This is a genomic window from Salmonella sp. A1325 (genome assembly GCF_056991255.1).
In genome coordinates, this window is record NZ_JAMLWO010000001.1 from 148,019 (window position 1) to 167,912 (window position 19,894).

A 19,894-nucleotide genomic window follows, 5' to 3' on the forward strand; every position below is an offset into this window, starting at 1 on the left:
TTTCAGAGGATGATATATATGCCGTTTACATTTCATATCGGAAATCATAGTTGCCAGATATCAGAAAGGTATTTAAGAGATATCATCGATAATAAAAGAGAGCATGTTTTTTCAACGTGTGAGAAATTCATAGATTTTTTTCAGGAATATATTCACCAATCGAAGTTTAATTTCCGATTATAGAGAGATATATAATCTACTGTGCCAAAAAAAAGAGCATCCCGATATTAAGGGGCCTTTCTCTCCAGGGCCATTTTCGAAGCGAGATGAAGACTGTACACGATGGCGCCCCCTTATTGGATATATTAAACTTATTGATGCCTCCAGGCCTGAAACAAGAGATAAATACACTGTAGAAGTATTAGCACATCAAGAAAATATGTTACTACTACAGATGTTTTACGATGGAGTATTAGTGACTGAGACGGAGTGTTCTGAGCGTTGCGTCGATTTTTTAAAAGAAACGATGTTTAATTATAATACCGGGGAAATTACGCTTGCCGCTTTGGATAATGATAACCAGCCGCCGAGCGAAGCAGGTAGTGATGGGATCTATGAGGCTTTTGAGCAACGTTTGATAGACTTCCTGACCACGCCCGCCACGGCGTCTGGTGATGAGAGCGGCGCTATTGATCAGACGGATACATCACAACCAGCGGCAATAGAGGCGTTTATTAATTCGCCGGAGTTTCAGAAAAATATTCGCATGCGTGATATTGAAAAAAATAAAATAGGTAGCGGAAGTTATGGGACAGTCTATCTGTTAAATGAAGAATTTGTTGTTAAGATTCCAATTAATGAGCGGGGAATAAAAGTGGATGTTAACTCTCCGGAACATCGTAATTGTCATCCTGATCGTGTCAGTAAGTATTTGAACATGGCCAATGGCGACAAGGATTTTTCTCGTTCGGCCATCATGAATATTAATGGTAAAGACGTTACGGTTTTAGTTTCAAAATATATTCAAGGTCAGGAGTTAGATGTTGAAGATGAAGATAAAGATAACTATCGAATGGCGGAGGCGCTTCTTAAATCCCGAGGGGTTTATATGCATGATATAAATATCTTAGGTAATATTCTGGTTAAAGGAGGGGTTCTTTTCTTTGTGGATGGCGATCAAATCGTGCTGTCACAAGAATCCCGGCAACAGCGAAGCGTTTCTCTTGCAACAAGGCAACTGGAAGAGCAAATTAAGGCCCATCACATGATAAAATTAAAGCGGGCCGAGACCGAAGAAAATACTGAAGATATTGAATATTATAAGTCACTTATTGCGGATCTTGATGCGTTAATCGGAGAGGAAGAACAGACACCTGCGCCAGGAAGACGTTTTAAACTAGCCGCGCCTGAGGAAGGGACTCTTGTGGCTAAGGTATTAAAGAATGAATTAAAAAAATAGCATTTAGTTCGTTCTTTTCTGCGAATCGCCGGGGCTCATTCGCTACAGATTTACCGATCAATTATTGAGAGTTGCTATTCGTTTAAAGGTCGTTCGGGGGATCTGGACAGCCTGCAACGGAGATGCAACTCGCCATTAGGGTTGGCGATGCCGCGCTGCCATAGTGGGTGAAATGCCTCGCAATGGTGCAACACCATTAACTCGCCTTGATTTTTCCCCTCTGCCTGACAAGAAAAACTTGGCTTTACGGATGGTCTCATGCCGTCGTATTAGCGTTGTTCGGCGTAGTATGTAAATTTCCTTATAGCAATAGAAGAACATTCTCAAAACATAAAATTAGCAAGTTATCATGAAGTTAACATATATTGTTTTTTTCGATCATTTTTTATATATTGATCGTTTTTATTGATTGATTTGCGTTAAAAGCGCATTATCAGGGAGTTAAGATCAAGTGGAGTGGTCACATGCGCTATTTTTTTATGGCAGAGCCGATAAGGGCAATGGAGGGGGATTTACTGGGTGTCGAAATCACTACCCATTTTGCATCGTCGCCCGCTCGTCCGCTACACCCTGAGTTTGTTATCTCGTCATGGGACAATTCGCAGAAGCGCCGTTTTCTGCTTGATCTGTTGCGGACAATCGCGGCCAAACATGGCTGGTTTCTACGCCACGGCCTGTTCTGTATCATAAATATCGATCGGGGTATGGCGCAGTTTGTCCTTCAGGACAAAGATATTCGCGCATTACTACACGCCATGCTATTTGTGGAGCTGCAGGTCGCTGAACATTTTTCATGTCAAGATAACGCCTTAATCGATCCTTTAATACACGCGCTTCATAAGCAACCTAATCCATTATGGCTGGGCGACCTGGGCGTAGGGAACGCAACCGCTGCGCCATTAGTTTGCGGGTGTTTTAGCGGCGTAAAACTTGACCGCAGCTTTTTTGTCTCACAAATTGAAAAAATGACGTTTCCGCTGCTCGTCAAACATATCCGGCATTATTGTGACAAGATTGTGGTGGGTGGCCAGGAAAACGCACGCCATTTGTCGGCGTTAAAAACGGCAGGCATTTGGGCAAACCAGGGCACGTTATTTCCTTCCGTTGCGTTAGAAGAGGTTGAAACATTGCTGTTGGGCAGTCGCATGAACACCCTCAGAGAATCGAACTGAGGGTATTTGTTTCGCTTAGCGATCCTTTCGCCATGCGTCAGCGGTCAGCGCCTCGCCAAAATGGCCTGCGATTAAACGGCGGGTAAGCTCATGTAGCGGAGAGGCGAGCACATCGGCGGTGCTGCCGCGTTCAACCACTTCCCCCTGATGCATCACTAATACCTGATCGCTAATATGCTTCATCATGCCGATATGCTGCGTGACATAGATATAGGAGATGCCTTGCTTTTCCTGCAATTCAAGCATCAGATTGATGAGCTGCGAGCGCATGGACATATCAAGCGAAGCCAGCGCTTCGTCCGCGATAATGACTTTAGGGCGTAAAATCAGCGCGCGGGCCAGGCCCAGACGCTGTTTCTGCCCCGGCGCCAGCATATGCGGGTAGTAGCTCACGTGATCGGGCAATAGCCCCACCATACGCATCGTCTCGACAATCTGTTTGCGCCGCTGTTCCGGCTCCAGATCGGTATTAAGGCGCAGGGGGAAGTCAAGGATCTGCGAAATACGTTGACGTGGATTCAGTGACGTTGAGGGGTCCTGAAAAATCATTCGAATACGTTGGCTTCGAAACGAATAGTCGCCGTAATGCAGGGGATGATCGTCAATGAGAAGCTCGCCGCTGGTGGGTTCAATCATGCCGGCCAGCATCTTTGCCAGCGTGGATTTGCCGGAACCGTTTTCGCCGATAATGGCCAGAGTCTGACGCTCACGAAGCGTAAAGCTTAATGGTTTCACGGCGTCGACGGTCTGGCGGCGAAACCATCCTGTCCGGTAGCGAAAGGTTTTACTCAGGTTGCGCACTTCAAGCAGAGTTTCCACCATATCACTCTCTCTCCATATTCAGCGGAAAATGACAGGCATAGAGATGATTTTTCGCGCCGGTTAAGCGTGGCGTGATAATGCATTCTCGTTGCGCGTAAGGGCAGCGCGGCCCCAGACGACAACCTATCGGTAACTGTTCCAGTAGCGGGATCGCACCCGGCAGCGTATTCAGACGGCTTTTATGCGGCATCGCGCTGCCAAAATCCGGAATCGCGCGGATAAGCGCCTGCGTATAAGGATGATGTGGCGTCGTCACCAGATCTTTACTTGGCGCGGTTTCTACCGTCTGGCCGCAGTATAAGACGTTGATTTTGTCAGCCCACTGACTCAGCATTTGCAGGTCGTGGCTAATCAACAGAATGGTGGTATTACTGTTTTGATTCAGTCGGGTCAACAGGCGAAAAATTTGCGCCTGCGTCGTCGGTTCCATTGAGTTGGTGGGTTCATCAGCGATCAGGAGTCGCGGTTGATTCGCCAGCGCGATAGCGATCATGACTTTCTGACACTCGCCATCGGTCAGTTCATAGGGAAAACTGCGCATCGCGTCTTTATGATCTTTAATTCCCACCCGGTGCAGTAATTCAATTGCACGCCGTTTACGCCAGCCTAAACGCTGCCACCAGCGGCCTTTATAGGTCCAGGCGGGAATATTTTGCATTAACTGGCGGCCGACGCGTTCGGAAGGATCAAGGCACGACTGCGGCTCCTGGAAGATCATCGACACATTATGCCCGACCAGCTTACGCCGTTCACGAGAGGAGAGGCGCAGCAGATCGATATCATCAAAACGCATACGGTCGGCAGTGACTCGCCAGTTGTCTTTCGCGACGCCGCAAATAGCTTTAGCAATCAAGCTCTTTCCGGAACCCGATTCACCTACCAGGCCGCGAATTTCTCCTTCGCTTAATGTCATACTGACGCGATCGACCGCTTTTACCCAACCTTCGCTGGTTTTAAATTCAATGGTGAGATTGCGGATATCCAGTAACGGCATTATTCCACCCCCGCAATAATCGCACGACGAATCCCATCTCCGAGCAGGTTTACCAGTAAAACACTGAGCGTTATCGCCGCGCCGGGTAGCATAACGGTCCACGGCGCGACATAGATTAGCTCCAGCGCATCCCCCAACATGGCCCCCCATTCGGGAGAGGGAAGCTGCGCGCCAAGATCTAAAAATCCCAGCGCGGCGATGTCCAGAATCGCCATCGACAGCGCCCGGGTAATTTCGGTGACCAGACCGGCGGTAATATTCGGTAAAATGGCGAACCACAGAATATTCAGCGTTGTCGCGCCATCCAGACGGGCGGCAATGACGTACTCTTTTTCCAGTTCATCATGCACCATGCTATAGACGGAACGTACCATTCGCGGCAACAGGGCCAGCCAGACGGCAAACATCGCGTGTGACAGATGTGGGCCGGCAAATGCCACGACGATAATCGCCAGCAAGAGCGAAGGGATGGAAAGCAGCGTGTCCAGAATATGGTTCAGTACGGCAGAGCGTAAACCGTGCGTCGCGCCTGCCACTACGCCGAGGACTAATCCACATAGCGTAGCCGCCAGCGTTACGATAAACGCGCCGCCGACTGTGGGCGCCGCGCCGCTTAACAGGCGGCTCAGCACATCGCGCCCCAGATCGTCAGTCCCCAGAAAAAAGGAGACTTCGCCATAGCGTGACCAGGAGGGCGGCAGTAGCTGATAGCCCAAAAATTGCTGATCGATACCATAGGGCGCGATCCAGCCGCCAAAAATACACAGCAACGCCAGACCGGCGCATCCATACAGGCCCACCATCGCAGGCGCGTCGCTATAAAATTTGCGCCAGGCAGTACGCAGGGCGCCTGGCGGGCGCTTTTCGCTGTAGACGCTATCGTAAGGCATATTTACTCGTTTTATTTTTGTTTACCATGCTTTATGTCTTTTGAAATTTTCAAGTACTATCAATTTGTTATAGATTGTAAGCGTCTCAATTTTGTGTACTTTGCATTAAGGTGAAGGTTATCAATTTATGCAAAATGTATACACAGATGTATATATCCTCTCATGGAGTGTACACATTGCTTGCCGATACAAAATTAAGAAAGGCTCCTGGCAAAAAAAGAGACCAAATCAAGGTCATCTCAGACGCTCATGGTCTCAATGTCAGGCTCTCTACATCCGGCAGTATAACATTCTTTTACCGATACAGATGGAACGGGAACGCTGCTCAACTGACGATTGGCGATTATCCAACCATATCACTATCTCATGCAGGGAACGCCGTCAGTACTTTAGATCATGGTTAACTGAGGGACTCGATCCTCGTCACCAGATGGTACTGGAGAAGAAGAAAAAAACAGAAGCGTTAACCGTAAAAGAACATACGACTCCTGGGAGAAGTTTTAGCACTGTACGGAATTTGGGCCAGGGTCATTAAGACCGACAGTGGCGGCTGGCGCCAGTTTGGAGTATGGCGCGATCAGGATGTTGCGGTATTTGTAGAAGCGGCGCGCGGCGGCATCCGGGGAATAGTCCGGCTTAAAGTATCTGGCGGAGTTTGTGTTCAGTTGCGGCATTAGTCTCTGGGAGGTTCACAATAAGACAGATCGGAATACTCCGGCATGAGGTGTTGCGTCTTAAACCGCTGCAGCGGGTCAGCAGGGGGAATTATATTTATTAGCTCAGATGTGAGCTGACAGTTACCGATTATTTATGCAGTAACTGTCAGTTTACAATATCGTAAAAACCTTAACAAAAATATAATTTTGATGATAACCCCTTGATCTACCCAAAAGTAATAGAGCTGAGTTTATGATTTAATCTATAGGACTTTCCAGCGTTACTCTTACGGACTTTCTTTTTATAGTGATAGTTGGCGGGATCGTCGTGCTTCTAAGATGTGTAAATGGGATTTCACCAGCATAAAATACACCAGCACCATGATAACCAGAAACTTTGACATCTGTGTAGCCTCGACTCCAGATCTCATTAGCAACCCTCTCTATAAAAGTATCACGTTCTCCAAACACCATTCGCTCAAAGAAACCAGCATTTCTATTCGCTTTATCTATATCCTCCTTTCTAAAACTATTAGGTTCTCTTTTATCTGCGGAATAACAACTACTAATCCTTATATTCTTTATAACCTCTAAAACTTTATTAGCAACCAGAATATCAACCAGTTGTTTTGCAGAAAAAACAGAGTCGCCACTGGCTAGAACATTAGTGCCTGCTGCACCATGACCGGTAATATAGACCTTTTTAAACGCACTTAATGTGATCTCATCTAGTATGAGGTTTTCTTGCTGTCGTGCAACAATACCTACAGCTGCTCCGCAATTTACATCATTAGTGTATTGTTGCAGATCAATGTGACCCGAAAGAGTTTTATAATGAGTGCTGATTGTTTTTTCAAATTCGGACGCTGCGTCTTTACTTATAAAAACACCAGGATATAAGTGCTTCCCAGAAAAAACTCTGGATATTTGTTGTCCCAGCATATGCAGGCAAGCCGATTTGTTGAAGCCTTCTCTCCCGTTACTAACAAGAAACCACTTTTTTTCTCAACCTGTGAAATATCATAAGCAATATTAGCTACACTAATAATATCTTTGGCTAGGTTAGTTGCGCCATTTCCGATAGTGGCAGTGCCGGGGGCTGCCCCTCTAATATTGAGGATCGCGGCAGAAATATGTTTCATCATATTCACCTCTCATGTAGTGATAATGGTTATTATGTGATATTTACTTTTTAATATTTATTTGTTATCATTTACCTGCTGTCCAGTCAATATTAATACATGATTACGCCTATTTTTACATTAATTTTACTGGTGCGGGATTGTATGATCTTGTTATTACTCAATGTAAGCCTCTGTTTATATATAATAAAATTGGAGAAATCTGTTGACTGTATTTTATTTACATTAATATAGATATGCTATGAATTATTACACATGCATAATCTAACGTTATTAGATGCTATATCCGTAACCGGGTCTGAGGTGAGCATGGCTAACTTACCGCGCCGTAAATACAAAGTTTGCCGGGAATGGTTTTCTCCTGCTTACAGCAACGTTGTCTGGTGCTGTCCTGAACATGGCGCTATCTACGCGCTGGAACTGCGTGCCAGGCGTATCAGGGATAAACACCAGGCGGATAAAGCCGAACGCCAGGCGAACGGTTGCATGCTTAGAGAGCGTCAGGCAGTGTTGTATACACTCAGCAGGAAGATGTTCCGCAAACATCTGCGCTGAAGGCGGTGGCATAAGGGGATGGTCGCTGAAATCGAGCAGGTCATTGAGAAGTGGCATAACAAAACGGCTCCCTGTAGGGGAAGCCGTTATAGTGCCGCAGTTTAAGGATAGGCATTGTGTGATTACGGGGATTTTCGTGCCCGTAAACCAGGGAGATTTGTTTTTCTAATTTTATCCAGCGAGACGTAAAGTATGACTGAGCTATGGTTAGCACTCGGCTTAACACATTAGGTGGTTTGCCTGATAGTTTCTGTGGGAGAGGGTATGATAAAAAAGTAATATTATTTTTAGTGTTTTTCTGATTATGCAAGTGCCGTTGATTTTGTATATCGTGTTGACTCGAGACCTTCAGATGTGATTTTTCGGGATGGTTTTGCTTCTCACGGTAATAACAGGAATCTTCAGCAACATATAAGAGATGACTCCTGTGCATCCGGTAGTCGAGACAGTACTATATTGCGACTATCTCAGATATTAATGAGTCTTATAATATAGCACGATTATATTACTCCAGAGCAACATTTAGCGGCAGGTTGTACAGATACAGAATCCGTGCAGACAATAGTTTCTACAGCCTTCCGCCGTCTGTTGCTTATATTGAGTTATGTGGTATCCAGTTTGGTCATTTTGAGCGAGTGATGATGCGGTTACAAAGTGAGTATGTATCTGTAAATTCTATCCCAATTGAAAATATCCATGAAGCAGCTGAGCTTGTTTACGAGAGAAAGACAAGTATGGTAAATATTGTTGGAGTGGATTATGAAAAAGAAATTAAAGGTTTTGACTCTTGCTCTTGCGTCATTATCCAGTGTTTGTTATGCAGTTATGGCTGATTATGATACGTATGTGAGTAATGTTCAGATTAACAACCTGTCTTATGGTGTGTATACGTCAGGGGGTAAGGAAACTCAGTTTTTTTGTATCGGACTGAAGCGCGGGAGTGAAGCTATTAGTGTCAATGCCGTGTGTAAAGTGGATGTGTACGGGAATCATAAACAGGGGTTTGATAACATGCTAAATATAGCAAAGTATTATTATACAACAGGGGGGGATGTAAGGATATATTATAAAGAGAATGTTTGGCGCGACCCCGATTTCAAAAGTGCATTCTCTTCCAGGGAATTAATTGCGATAACTACTTGTAGCTCATCAAGTTATTGTATGGGGCCTGCGTCGACAAATTAAATGTTGCTGGGTATTAAACGCTCTAAAGAACAGGCTTAATCTTGTTGGTGAGACGATTATGTCTGAACCTTTATCAGGTTCCTGTATGGCTGTATCGCTCTGTGGGGCAACGATATTCAGACTGTTTACTGGAGCGGATTTTGGGATTGTATTTTGAGCATTTGCGGGAACGTTGTTCGTGGCAACAATGCCGCAGATACTGTCACCCCAAAGCACTCCTTCAAGCTTCTGACAATTGTGGGTGGTTTGTTTGATGGAGTGCCTCTTAAGATTAGAACTCTCACCATAAAGGCTACGCATTTACGTGGCCTTTTTCGTATTCAGCCTCACGGGAAACACTCACTACGCGCTTTGTTGGATAAATCCAGCCCGTGAAGCCTGCTCCTTTTAGTCAGGACGTTATCAGAAGGGGACACACTGGTTGTATGGAAGCTTGATCGCCTTGGTCACAGTATGCGTCATCTGGTCGTTCTGGTAGAAGAATTGCGCGAACGCAGCGTTAATTTCCGCAGCCTGACCGACAGCATAGACTCGTCGACGCCAATGGGGCGATTCTTCTTTCATGTCATGGGCACACTCGCTGAAATGGAACGTGCATTGATTGTGAAAAGAACCCGCGCTGGACTGGAAGCGACAAGGGCGAGGGGGTGTAATGGTGGCCGACGACCGAAACTAACATTGGAACAATAGGCGCAGGTCGGGCGTTTGATTGGGGCAGGAGTACCGCGACAGCAGGTAGCGATACGCAGTGAAACCCGGAGGCGCTGATAGAGAAGATAAATCTCCGGCAATCATCATCGAAGCATGGACTGCCGGAGAAAATAGAAAACAATATGTATATATTTGTGTACTAAAAAACGAACTTATCACAAAAATAAAAGCATAACTTTTTGATTTAATGATATTTTTTATTGTTTCTTATCGTAAGGCATACCATTCCTTATGTTTCAGAGGGTTAGCCATAGCACCCAAAATATCGGAAATCACATTGACCACAATAACCAGCGACCCAATGACCATCACGCCAGCGGAAATAGCGGCATAGTCCTGCTGACGAATGGCGTGAATTAACCATCGTCCCAGCCCTGGCCAGCTGAAAACCATTTCGGTAATCATCGCCAGCGTTAACATGGTTGAAAACTGCAGACCAAGACGGGGAATGACCGGCGGCAGCGCATTATGCAACACGTGGCGACGTAAAATCGTAAAGCGCGACAAGCCGCGCGTGGCCGCCGCTTTAACGTAGTTCTGATCGTAGACCTCAATAGTGCTGATTCGCATCAGGCGGATCACTTCTGTGGTCGGCGCGACGGAAAGCGTGAGCACCGGTAAAACCATATGCCGTATGGCGCTCATCACCATTTCATCGCGCCACGGCGAATCTGAAATCCAGGCATCAATGATGGCGAAACCGGTAACCGGTTTAACTTCATAAAGCAGGTCAAATCGCCCGGATACCGGCAGCCACCCCAGCGTGAGCGAAAAGAACAGTGTGAGCAGAAGGGCCAGCCAGAAAACCGGAATTGAGAAACCTAATAGCGCCAGCGCGCTGATAAAACGATCCGGCCATTTGCTACGCGTCACGCCAGCCAGCATCCCGACCGGGATGCCGACCATTAGCGCAAAACCAAAGGCGAGAATGCACAGCTCCATCGTGGCGGGAAACACCTCTTTAAGCTGTTCGGAGATCAGTTGGCCGTTAATGCTGGACACGCCAAAGTCCCAGTGCAGCAGACCGTTGAACCAGAAAACCCAGGCATTCCATAATGATGCGCCTTGTAGCGGCGCGTGCGGCGTAAAATAGCTCAGGCTAAAGCCGATAAAGGTCAGGAAGAATAGCGTCACCAGCAACAGCAATAACCGACGCAGGGTGAAGATAATCATGGTTTTTTCACCTCTTCGTGTTTTTCGCGGGAGACGCCGGCAAAAGACGCATTGCCGAAAGGGCTTAACACCAGCCCTTTAATATCGTAGCGGTAAGCCTGCAGGCGTAGTGATGATGCCAGCGGCAGTATCGGCAGCTCTTTCTCCAGGATATTCTGCGCTTCCTCATACGCTTCTATGCGCGAAGCCAACTGCTGCGACGACAGTGCCTTACGCAGCACGCTGTCAAATTCAGGGTTACACCAGTGGGCGAAATTGGTTTGCGAATTGATGGCTGCACAGCTTAACAGCGGTCTGAAAAAGCTATCCGGATCGTTGCTGTCCGTGGCCCAGCCGGATAAGGTCAGATCGTGATTCATATCCATCAGGCGCGCCTCCTGAAAACGACCTTCAACCGGCACAATGACCACTTTTACGCCAACCTGCGCCATATCCGCCTGAATAAGCTCCGCCGTTTTTAGCGGACTTGGGTTCCAGGCCTGAGAACTGGTCGGCACCCAGAGATGCAGCGTAAGATTCTCAATGCCCAGCGCTTTTAGCTGTTCGCGCGATTTTTCCGGATTGTACTCCGTAATTTTGGCATCGTTATCGTAAGCCCATGAGGCTCTCGGTAAAATGGAGGCTGCGGTTTCCGCCGTGCCGTAATAAATCGATTGCATCAGACGCTGGTTGTTGATCGATAAGGCCAGCGCATGGCGCACTGCGGGATTATTCAACGGCGGCTTATCGGTGTTAAAGGCCAGATAGGCGATATTCATCCCCGGGCGCAACGTCAGGCGCAAACGCGGATCGTCGCGTAAAATAGTTAGCTGGCTGGCGGCGGGCCAGGCCAGAACATCGCATTCACCGGTCAGTAATTTCGATAAACGCCCGGTACCGCCGGAGCCTAAATCCACCACCACTTGCGGCATCAGCGGTTTGCCGCGCCAAAACCCATCGTGGCGCTGGAGACGAATAAACTGCCCGGCACGGTACTCCGAAAGCTGGAAAGGCCCGGTGCCGACCGGTTGGCGGTCTAGCAGTTCCTGACGATCTTTTCGGCTAAGCTGCGCGGCGTACTCAGCGGACATGACGGAAGCGTAGTGTGTGGCCAGATGCCATAAAAAGGAGGCGTCTGGCTGCGTCAGGCGAAACTCAACGGTGTTATTGTCCAGCTTACGCACGCTTTTTACATTGTCGGCGAACTGTAGGCTATCAAAGTAGGGGAAGCTACTGCCGTTGATGTTATGCCACGGATGCCGACGATCGAAAATCCGCTGAAAGGTAAAGACGACATCATCAGCATTGAGTTTTCGGGTCGGCGTAAACCAGGCGGTTTTTTGAAAGGAAACGTCGCGGCGCAGGTGAAAACGGTACGTTGCCCCGTTATCCAGCACTTCCCAGCTTTCTGCCAGCTCTGGGACTAAACGATAAGTATAGGGATCGACATCCAACAGGCGGTCATATAACTGGGCTGCCAGGGTATCGACGATGAGGCCGCTGCTCGCTTTTTGCGGATTAAAGGTGTTGACCTGCCCGCTAACACAATACACAAAGCCGCTATCGCGAATATCTGCACTCGCAGTTTGTTCGGGCGCAGCCGCAGCCGTAGCCTGACTACTCAGTAGACCCGCTATCACGATCAGAGACGATAAAACCAGGCGCATAATAGTTAAGTTTTTGAAGTTCAATTTGCAAAGTGTATCGCACTTCGGCCCGCCACGTAAAAATGTCGGTGGATAACTGGCGTAAATGTCGTCAATTAGTCGGAGAAATAGCTAAAGCTGATGCTTTTTAAGCAAGGCGCGAAACTGGTGGTAGGTGAGCGCCAGCAAATCGGCGGCTCGTTTCTGGTTAAATTTCGCCTGCTGTAAGCTACGTTGCAGCAGCGCTTTTTCCTGTTGCAGTTGAAACTCACGTAATTTGAGCGGCAGGTCAGGCGTGACGGATGCCGCTGGCAGGGCGGGCGCGGGCGGTTCAGCGGGATGGCGTTGAAAAGGATCGATAACAATTTCATCCAAAGGATGTTCACTGCTGCCGTGGCGATACACTGAACGTTCGACTACGTTTTTCAGCTCGCGGACATTACCCGGCCAGGCGTAATGCAACAACGTTTCTTTTGCCCGATCGGTAAAACCGGGAAATAAGGGCAGACGTAGCTCACGACACATCTGAATAGCAAAATGCTCGGCCATCAGCATGATATCGCTCTGGCGTTCGCGCAGCGGCGGCAGTTGTACAACATCAAAAGCCAGCCTGTCGAGCAGATCGGCACGAAATGTCCCTTCCTTCACCATGGCGGGTAAATCGGCATTAGTGGCGCATACTAATCGCACATTAACCTGTAACGGCTGGCTGCCGCCGACGCGCTCTAGCTCGCCATATTCAATCACCCGCAGCAGCTTTTCCTGTACCAGCATCGGCGCTGTCGCCAGTTCATCCAAAAACAGCGTGCCGCCATCGGCGCGTTCAAAGCGACCGGGATGGCGTTTTTGCGCCCCGGTAAAAGCACCCGCTTCATGACCAAACAGTTCGGAGTCCAGCAGGTTTTCGTTAAGCGCCGCGCAGTTAAGCGAGATAAGCGGCCCCTGCCAGCGTGAAGAGAGATAGTGCAGGCGATTGGCGATAAGTTCTTTACCCGTCCCGCGTTCGCCAATAATCAGCACTAGCTTATCCAGCGGCGCGAGCCGGGAGACTTGTTCCAGTACTTCAAGAAAACGGTTTGCCTCGCCGAGCAGGTTATCTTTAAATTCAGCCATGATGAAAATCGCCACTTGTTAGTGTTTTTCACCACTTTATCCTTTTTTGCTGGCGAGGTAAAACGAAACAATTTCTTTATTATCAGTGATATGAAAAGTTGGCACGCAAATTGTATTAATCATGTAGCAGGGCATCGCCCGTTATCAGAACATTATGTGAGGATTGAATTATGGGTATTTTTTCTCGTTTTGCCGACATCGTGAACGCCAATATCAATGCGTTGTTGGAAAAAGCGGAAGATCCGCAGAAGCTGGTGCGCCTGATGATTCAGGAGATGGAAGATACGCTGGTGGAGGTTCGCTCGAACTCCGCGCGTGCTTTAGCGGAAAAGAAACAGTTATCCCGTCGTATTGAACAGGCTACGGCTCAGCAGATCGAGTGGCAGGAAAAAGCGGAACTGGCTCTGCGCAAAGATAAAGACGATCTGGCGCGCGCCGCATTGATTGAAAAACAAAAGCTGACCGATTTAATTGCTACGCTTGAACAGGAAGTCACGCTGGTGGATGACACGCTGGCGCGCATGAAGAAAGAGATTGGCGAGCTGGAAAACAAACTCAGCGAAACACGCGCTCGCCAGCAGGCGCTGATGCTGCGCCATCAGGCGGCAAGTTCTTCCCGCGATGTCCGTCGTCAGCTTGACAGCGGCAAACTGGATGAAGCCATGGCGCGGTTTGAATCCTTTGAACGTCGTATCGATCAAATGGAAGCGGAAGCGGAAAGCCATCGTTTTGGTAAGCAGCAATCGCTGGACCAACAGTTTGCCAACCTGAAAGCCGATGATGAAATCAGCGAGCAGCTGGCGCAGTTGAAAGCCAAAATGAAGCAAGATAATCAATAATGACAATGGCGGCGCCGGTACGCGCCGTCGCTCATCAGCTTTAGGTGTAAGGAGAACGCATGAGCGCGCTATTTCTGGCCATCCCGTTAACCATTTTTGTGTTGTTTGTGTTACCGATTTGGCTGTGGCTGCATTACAGCAACCGCGCCGGTCGGGGAGAACTGTCGCAAAGCGAGCAGCAACGCTTACTGCAACTCACAGACGACGCGCAACGTATGCGCGAGCGCATTCAGGCGCTGGAAGACATTCTTGATGCAGAGCATCCGAACTGGAGAGAGCGCTAATGGGTGGAATCAATCTGAATAAAAAACTATGGCGTATGCCGCAAAAGGGCATGGTACGTGGCGTTTGCGCCGGGATCGCCGACTACCTTGATGTACCGGTAAAACTGGTGCGTATTCTGGTCGTGCTGTCGATTTTCTTTGGGCTGGCGTTTTTTACCGTAGTGGCCTATATCGTTCTGTCTTTTGTACTGGACCCTATGCCGGATAATCTGGCCGCAGGCAAACCGCAGCCGACCAGCGGCGAACTGCTGGATACCGTAGACAGAGAGCTTGCCGCAGGCGAAAAGCGTTTGCGAGAAATGGAACGCTACGTCACGTCAGATACGTTCACATTGCGTAGTCGTTTCCGTCAACTGTAAGTGATATATCGGGAAGGTGAAGATGAATACTCGCTGGCAACGCGCCGGGCAGAAGGTGAAGCCCGGCTTCAAAATAGCAGGTAAGCTGGTTCTGTTGACCGCGTTACGCTACGGGCCTGCCGGCGTGGCGGGATGGGCGGTAAAATCCGTCGCCCGTCGTCCGCTAAAAATGTTGCTGGCGTTTGCGCTGGAGCCAGTACTTCGTAAGGCGGCGAATAAAATTTCGCAGCGTTACAAATAGCGAGTCTGGTCATAATATTTCGCAGCGTTACAAATAGCGAGTCTGGTCATAATATTTCGTTAAGCTCTGGCGTATAGTGTGTGCGAAATACATTACGTGTCAGGACGGAAGTATGTTGAAAAAAGGAATATTTGCGTTAGCGTTATTCATAGCCATGCCGCTTTATGCCGCAGAATACTGGATAGATGTCCGCATTCCGGAACAATATCAGCGTGAGCATATTCAGGGCGCGATTAATATCCCATTGAAGGAGATTAAATCTCATATCGAAACGGTAGTTCCAGACAGGAACGATACGGTAAAGTTATATTGCAACTCCGGGCGACAGTCGGGCATGGCAAAACAAATGTTGCTTGATATGGGGTATACGCACGCGATGAATATGGGCGGCATCAGTCGTCTTGATATGCCGAAAGTAAAAAAATAGATAATCTATTGCTCAATACTCATACTAACCGCGGCGCTTAATGCGCCGTTGTTGATCTCTCCGGGTAGTTGATAATAACGTTTTTGCACATATCTATAACGCAGGCTCGTTATTATTTTTTCTTCTCTTCAGACTCAACAGGATGTCAATGAAGCGACTTAAAACTGAACTCAACGCTCTGGTCAATCGTGGGGTAGACAGGCATTTGCGTCTTGCCGTAACCGGGTTGAGCCGCAGCGGTAAAACAGCGTTTATCACGGCGATGGTTAACCAGTTGCTTAATGTCCACGCGGGCGCGCGCTTACCGTTGCTCAGCGCGGTACGCGAAGAACGCCTGCTTGGCGTAAAGCGCGTGCCTCAACGTGATTTTGGTATTCCCCGTTTTACCTACGACGAGGGGATACTTCAGCTTTATGGCAATCCTCCCGCCTGGCCCACACCGACGCGCGGCGTCAGTGAGATTCGGCTGGCGTTGCGCTATCGCTCAAACGACTCGCTGCTGCGCCATTTTAAAGATACCTCGACATTGTATCTGGAGATTGTGGACTATCCAGGGGAATGGTTACTCGATCTGCCCATGCTGGCTCAGGATTATTTAAGCTGGTCCCGTCAGATGAACGGCTTGTTACAAGGACAACGCGCTGAGTGGGCCGCAAAATGGCGGCAACTTTGCGACGGGCTCGATCCGCTGGCGCCCGCCGATGAAAACCGGCTGGCGGAGATTGCCGCCGCCTGGACGGATTATTTGCATCAGTGTAAATCGCAGGGATTGCATTTTATTCAGCCTGGACGGTTTGTTTTGCCGGGCGATATGGCGGGTGCGCCAGCGTTGCAGTTTTTCCCGTGGCCGGATGTGGACGCCTTCGGCGAGTCAAAACTGGCGCAGGCGGATAAGCAGACCAACGCTGGAATGCTGCGCGAACGCTTTAACTACTATTGCGAAAAAGTGGTCAAAGGGTTCTATAAAAATCATTTTCTACGCTTTGATCGCCAGATTGTACTGGTCGACTGTCTGCAACCGCTTAATAGCGGGCCGCAGGCGTTTAATGATATGCATCTCGCCTTAACGCAGTTGATGCAAAGTTTTCACTATGGCCAGCGGACTCTGTTTCGCCGCTTGTTTTCGCCGGTGATTGATAAATTGCTGTTCGCCGCGACGAAAGCCGACCATGTCACCCTCGACCAACATGCCAATATGGTGGCCTTGCTCCAGCAGCTTATTCAGGATGCCTGGCAAAATGCCGCGTTTGAAGGCATTAGTATGGATTGCCTGGGGCTGGCGTCGGTACAGGCGACCACCAGCGGCGTGATTGAGGTCAACGGTGAAAAAATCCCGGCTTTACGTGGAAACCGTTTGAGTGACGGCGCGCCGTTAACCGTGTACCCCGGCGAAGTGCCTTCGCGTTTGCCGGGACAAGCGTTTTGGGATAGTCAGGGTTTTCAGTTCGAAGCCTTTCGTCCGCAGGTGATGGATGTTGATAAACCGTTACCACATATTCGTCTGGACGCTGCTCTGGAGTTTTTAATAGGAGATAAGCTGCGATGAGCGAACCGTTAAAACCGCGTATTGATTTTGCAGAACCGCTAAAGGAGGAACCTACGTCGGCCTTCAAAGCGCAGCAAACTTTCAGCGAAGCGGAGTCGCGTACATTTGCGCCTGCAGCTATCGATGAGCGCCCGGAAGACGAAGGCGTGGCAGAAGCGGCGGTCGATGCCGCGCTGCGCCCCAAACGCAGTCTGTGGCGTAAAATGGTGATGGGAGGGCTGGCGCTGTTTGGCGCGAGCGTGGTCGGGCAAGGCGTACAGTGGACAATGAATGCCTGGCAAACTCAGGACTGGGTCGCTTTAGGCGGCTGTGCCGCAGGCGCGCTGATCATTGGCGCTGGCGTGGGATCGGTGGTCACGGAGTGGCGGCGGTTATGGCGCTTGCGCCAGCGGGCGCATGAACGCGATGAAGCGCGTGAACTGTTACATAGCCATAGCGTCGGGAAAGGTCGCGCATTTTGCGAAAAACTGGCGCAGCAGGCGGGGATTGATCAATCACATCCGGCATTACAACGTTGGTATGCCGCTATTCACGAAACGCAAAACGACAGGGAAATCGTCGGTTTGTATGCGCATCTGGTACAGCCGGTACTTGACGCGCAGGCGCGACGTGAGATTAGCCGTTTCGCCGCGGAATCGACTCTGATGATCGCCGTCAGCCCGTTAGCGTTGGTGGATATGGCGTTTATTGCCTGGCGTAATTTACGCCTGATTAACCGTATCGCAACGCTGTATGGCATTGAACTTGGTTATTACAGCCGCCTTCGTCTGTTCCGTCTGGTGTTGCTGAATATCGCGTTCGCGGGGGCCAGTGAGCTGGTGCGTGAAGTCGGTATGGACTGGATGTCTCAGGATCTGGCCGCACGCTTGTCCACGCGCGCGGCGCAGGGGATTGGCGCAGGTCTCCTTACCGCTCGACTGGGAATAAAAGCGATGGAGCTATGTCGACCATTGCCGTGGATCGATAACGATAAACCACGTCTCGGTGATTTTCGTCGTCAGCTTATCGGTCAGCTAAAAGAGACGCTGCAAAAGAGTAAGTCGTCGCCTGAGAAATGACCTTCCACAGGGCGCTGATTGCCTGGCTTTACGCCGCAGCGCCCGTTTTTCCGCCATGCTGTCAATATTTGTTGACAGAATCCTTCCTGCCAGCCGAATAGTGGCTTATCATCTATTTAATGGTTCATTATTCAGGTGAAGGTTCCCATGCGTCTGGAAGTCTTTTGTGAAGACCGACTTGGTCTGACCCGCGAATTACTTGATTTACTGGTGTTACGTAGCATTGATTTACGCGGAATCGAGATTGATCCCATTGGGCGAATTTATCTTAATTTTGCTGAGCTGGAATTCACCGACTTTAGCAGCCTGATGGCCGAAATCCGCCGTATTTCCGGCGTAACGGATGTCCGTACCGTTCCCTGGATGCCGTCCGAACGTGAACATCTGGCCCTGAGCGCGCTGCTTGAGGCGTTGCCGGAGCCGGTGCTCTCATTGGATATGAAGAGTAAAGTGGAGATGGCGAACCCGGCGAGTTGTCAGCTTTTTGCCCAGAGCCAGGAGCGAATGCGGCACCATACAGCCGCACAATTAATCAATGGCTTCAATTTTCAGCGCTGGCTGGACGGTAATCCGCAAAGCTCCCATAACGAACATGTCGTGATCAACGGGCAAAACTTCCTGATGGAGATTACGCCGGTACATTTACAAAACGAAAATGACGAATACGTGTTGACCGGGGCGGTCGTGATGTTGCGTTCCACTATTCGTATGGGGCAGCAGCTACAGAATTTGTCCACGCAGGATCTGAGCGCGTTTAGTCAGATTATTGCCGTGAGCGCAAAGATGAAGCACGTCGTTGAGCAGGCGCGCAAACTGGCGATGCTCAGCGCGCCGCTGCTGATTACCGGCGATACGGGAACCGGCAAAGATCTTTTCGCCTATGCCTGTCATCAGGCAAGCCCTCGTTCAGCGAAACCGTATCTGGCGCTCAACTGCGCTTCAATCCCGGAAGATGCGGTAGAAAGCGAACTATTTGGCCATGCGCCGGAAGGTAAAAAAGGCTTTTTTGAACAGGCGAATGGCGGCTCGGTGCTGCTGGATGAAATTGGCGAAATGTCGCCGCGTATGCAGGCGAAGCTGCTACGTTTTCTCAATGATGGTACGTTCCGTCGCGTCGGCGAAGATCACGAAATTCATGTTGATGTCCGCGTTATCTGCGCCACGCAGAAAAATCTGGTGGAGCTGGTGCAAAAAGGACTGTTCCGCGAAGATCTCTATTATCGACTTAACGTTCTGACGCTTAATTTGCCGCCGTTGCGCGATTGTCCGCAGGATATTATGCCGTTGACCGAACTGTTCGTGGCGCGTTTTGCCGACGAACAGGGCGTTCCGCGACCGAAACTGTCTGCCGATCTGAGTACGGTTCTCACTCGTTACGGCTGGCCGGGTAACGTTCGCCAGCTTAAAAATGCGATTTACCGGGCGCTGACGCAACTGGAAGGGTATGAGCTGCGTCCGCAGGATATCCTGCTGCCTGACTACGATGCCGCGACGGTGGCAGTCGGCGAGGATGCGATGGAAGGTTCGCTGGATGACATTACCAGTCGTTTCGAACGTTCTGTCCTGACCCAGCTTTATCGTAGCTATCCGAGTACGCGTAAACTGGCGAAACGGTTGGGGGTATCGCACACCGCGATTGCCAATAAGCTGCGTGAATATGGTCTGAGCCAGAAGAAGGGTGAAGAGTAGGAAAAAGAAGGCCT

Annotated in this window: 19 protein-coding genes and 7 pseudogenes; 16 read left to right on the forward strand and 10 right to left on the reverse strand. The window is 49.3% G+C overall.

What is annotated here, in order from left to right; all coding sequences use genetic code 11:
* The first annotated feature begins 18 nt into the window (after positions 1-18).
* Positions 19-1,399 (forward strand): annotated as a pseudogene (gene steC, locus NAZ64_RS00770) (SPI-2 type III secretion system effector kinase SteC).
* A gap of 464 nt (positions 1,400-1,863) precedes the next feature.
* Entirely contained in the window at positions 1,864-2,571 is a 708-nt protein-coding gene (locus NAZ64_RS00775; RefSeq protein WP_220569858.1) for an EAL domain-containing protein, read from the forward strand.
* A 15-nt stretch (positions 2,572-2,586) separates the two neighbouring features.
* On the opposite strand, the gene sapF is transcribed toward NAZ64_RS00775, so the two are convergent.
* The 3 genes from sapF to sapC are packed head-to-tail and all read right to left on the reverse strand — an operon-like array spanning position 2,587 to position 5,277.
* Complete coding sequence (sapF, locus tag NAZ64_RS00780; RefSeq protein WP_000230462.1) at positions 2,587-3,393, reverse strand: peptide ABC transporter ATP-binding protein SapF; 807 nt, start codon at positions 3,391-3,393, stop codon at positions 2,587-2,589.
* Between the two features lies 1 nt (position 3,394).
* On the reverse strand, positions 3,395-4,387 hold the full coding sequence (gene sapD / locus NAZ64_RS00785) for a peptide ABC transporter ATP-binding protein SapD (protein ID WP_001128869.1): 993 nt from the start codon (positions 4,385-4,387) through the stop codon (positions 3,395-3,397).
* On the reverse strand, positions 4,387-5,277 hold the full coding sequence (gene sapC, locus NAZ64_RS00790; RefSeq protein WP_001146139.1) for a peptide ABC transporter permease SapC: 891 nt from the start codon (positions 5,275-5,277) through the stop codon (positions 4,387-4,389). Before sapC ends, sapD begins: the two co-directional genes overlap by 1 nt.
* A gap of 146 nt (positions 5,278-5,423) precedes the next feature.
* Between sapC and NAZ64_RS00795 the strand changes: the two are divergent.
* A pseudogene (locus tag NAZ64_RS00795) lies at positions 5,424-5,778 on the forward strand (Arm DNA-binding domain-containing protein); the annotation flags it as partial.
* On the opposite strand, the gene NAZ64_RS00800 reads toward NAZ64_RS00795, so the two are convergent.
* The 3 genes from NAZ64_RS00800 to NAZ64_RS00810 form a co-directional block, all read right to left on the reverse strand.
* Complete coding sequence (locus tag NAZ64_RS00800; RefSeq protein WP_162784888.1) at positions 5,778-5,951, reverse strand: hypothetical protein; 174 nt, start codon at positions 5,949-5,951, stop codon at positions 5,778-5,780. The pseudogene NAZ64_RS00795 and the gene NAZ64_RS00800 overlap by 1 nt on opposite strands.
* A gap of 240 nt (positions 5,952-6,191) precedes the next feature.
* Complete coding sequence (locus NAZ64_RS00805; protein WP_447399370.1) at positions 6,192-6,875, reverse strand: hypothetical protein; 684 nt, start codon at positions 6,873-6,875, stop codon at positions 6,192-6,194.
* Positions 6,812-7,078 (reverse strand): hypothetical protein, encoded by a 267-nt coding sequence (locus NAZ64_RS00810; protein ID WP_483640842.1) that lies wholly within the window; start codon positions 7,076-7,078, stop codon positions 6,812-6,814. Before NAZ64_RS00810 ends, NAZ64_RS00805 begins: the two co-directional genes overlap by 64 nt.
* Positions 7,079-7,384: 306 nt before the next feature.
* On the opposite strand from NAZ64_RS00810, the pseudogene NAZ64_RS00815 reads away from it, so the two are divergent.
* A pseudogene (locus NAZ64_RS00815) lies at positions 7,385-7,534 on the forward strand (recombination protein NinG); the annotation flags it as partial.
* A 15-nt stretch (positions 7,535-7,549) separates the two neighbouring features.
* Here the strand turns inward: NAZ64_RS00815 and NAZ64_RS00820 are convergent.
* Positions 7,550-7,687 (reverse strand): annotated as a pseudogene (locus tag NAZ64_RS00820) (IS4 family transposase); the annotation flags it as partial.
* 179 nt (positions 7,688-7,866) lie between these two features.
* Between NAZ64_RS00820 and NAZ64_RS00825 the strand changes: the two are divergent.
* The 4 genes and pseudogenes from NAZ64_RS00825 to NAZ64_RS00840 all read left to right on the forward strand — a co-directional run.
* A pseudogene (locus tag NAZ64_RS00825) lies at positions 7,867-8,370 on the forward strand (pertussis toxin-like subunit ArtA); the annotation flags it as partial.
* 19 nt (positions 8,371-8,389) lie between these two features.
* Complete coding sequence (locus tag NAZ64_RS00830; protein ID WP_220569860.1) at positions 8,390-8,815, forward strand: subtilase family AB5 toxin binding subunit; 426 nt, start codon at positions 8,390-8,392, stop codon at positions 8,813-8,815.
* Between the two features lie 58 nt (positions 8,816-8,873).
* Positions 8,874-9,044 (forward strand): annotated as a pseudogene (locus tag NAZ64_RS00835) (putative holin); the annotation flags it as partial.
* A gap of 158 nt (positions 9,045-9,202) precedes the next feature.
* Positions 9,203-9,502: pseudogene (locus tag NAZ64_RS00840) on the forward strand (recombinase family protein); the annotation flags it as partial.
* A gap of 231 nt (positions 9,503-9,733) precedes the next feature.
* On the opposite strand, the gene sapB reads toward NAZ64_RS00840, so the two are convergent.
* From sapB to pspF, 3 genes are all read right to left on the reverse strand, one after another.
* Positions 9,734-10,699, reverse strand: a complete 966-nt coding sequence (gene sapB / locus NAZ64_RS00845; protein ID WP_000583298.1) for a peptide ABC transporter permease SapB — start codon at positions 10,697-10,699, stop codon at positions 9,734-9,736.
* Positions 10,696-12,345, reverse strand: a complete 1,650-nt coding sequence (gene sapA / locus NAZ64_RS00850) for a peptide ABC transporter substrate-binding protein SapA (protein WP_001241620.1) — start codon at positions 12,343-12,345, stop codon at positions 10,696-10,698. The genes sapB and sapA overlap by 4 nt, the downstream gene beginning before the upstream one ends.
* Before the next feature lie 111 nt (positions 12,346-12,456).
* Complete coding sequence (gene pspF / locus NAZ64_RS00855) at positions 12,457-13,437, reverse strand: phage shock protein operon transcriptional activator (RefSeq protein WP_483640843.1); 981 nt, start codon at positions 13,435-13,437, stop codon at positions 12,457-12,459.
* Positions 13,438-13,607: 170 nt separating this feature from the next.
* Here pspF and pspA point away from each other — a divergent pair, with 170 nt between their 5' ends.
* The 8 genes from pspA to tyrR all read left to right on the forward strand — a co-directional run bounded on the left by pspA (position 13,608) and on the right by tyrR (position 19,880).
* Positions 13,608-14,276: a phage shock protein PspA gene (pspA, locus tag NAZ64_RS00860; protein WP_000510996.1), complete on the forward strand. Its 669-nt coding sequence runs from the start codon at positions 13,608-13,610 to the stop codon at positions 14,274-14,276.
* A gap of 59 nt (positions 14,277-14,335) precedes the next feature.
* A complete protein-coding gene (gene pspB / locus NAZ64_RS00865; RefSeq protein WP_001274953.1) occupies positions 14,336-14,560 on the forward strand; it encodes an envelope stress response membrane protein PspB in 225 nt (74 codons plus the stop codon).
* Complete coding sequence (gene pspC, locus NAZ64_RS00870; RefSeq protein WP_000508938.1) at positions 14,560-14,919, forward strand: envelope stress response membrane protein PspC; 360 nt, start codon at positions 14,560-14,562, stop codon at positions 14,917-14,919. Before pspB ends, pspC begins: the two co-directional genes overlap by 1 nt.
* 22 nt (positions 14,920-14,941) lie before the next feature.
* Entirely contained in the window at positions 14,942-15,160 is a 219-nt protein-coding gene (gene pspD / locus NAZ64_RS00875) for a phage shock protein PspD (RefSeq protein ID WP_001097607.1), read from the forward strand.
* Between the two features lie 112 nt (positions 15,161-15,272).
* Positions 15,273-15,587, forward strand: a complete 315-nt coding sequence (gene pspE / locus NAZ64_RS00880; protein WP_000913428.1) for a thiosulfate sulfurtransferase PspE — start codon at positions 15,273-15,275, stop codon at positions 15,585-15,587.
* A 148-nt stretch (positions 15,588-15,735) separates the two neighbouring features.
* Positions 15,736-17,133 (forward strand): YcjX family GTP-binding protein, encoded by a 1,398-nt coding sequence (locus NAZ64_RS00885; RefSeq protein WP_220569861.1) that lies wholly within the window; start codon positions 15,736-15,738, stop codon positions 17,131-17,133.
* Positions 17,130-18,191 (forward strand): YcjF family protein, encoded by a 1,062-nt coding sequence (locus tag NAZ64_RS00890; protein WP_001294463.1) that lies wholly within the window; start codon positions 17,130-17,132, stop codon positions 18,189-18,191. Before NAZ64_RS00885 ends, NAZ64_RS00890 begins: the two co-directional genes overlap by 4 nt.
* Before the next feature lie 147 nt (positions 18,192-18,338).
* Complete coding sequence (gene tyrR, locus NAZ64_RS00895) at positions 18,339-19,880, forward strand: transcriptional regulator TyrR (RefSeq protein ID WP_001235493.1); 1,542 nt, start codon at positions 18,339-18,341, stop codon at positions 19,878-19,880.
* The last annotated feature ends 14 nt before the right edge of the window (positions 19,881-19,894 follow it).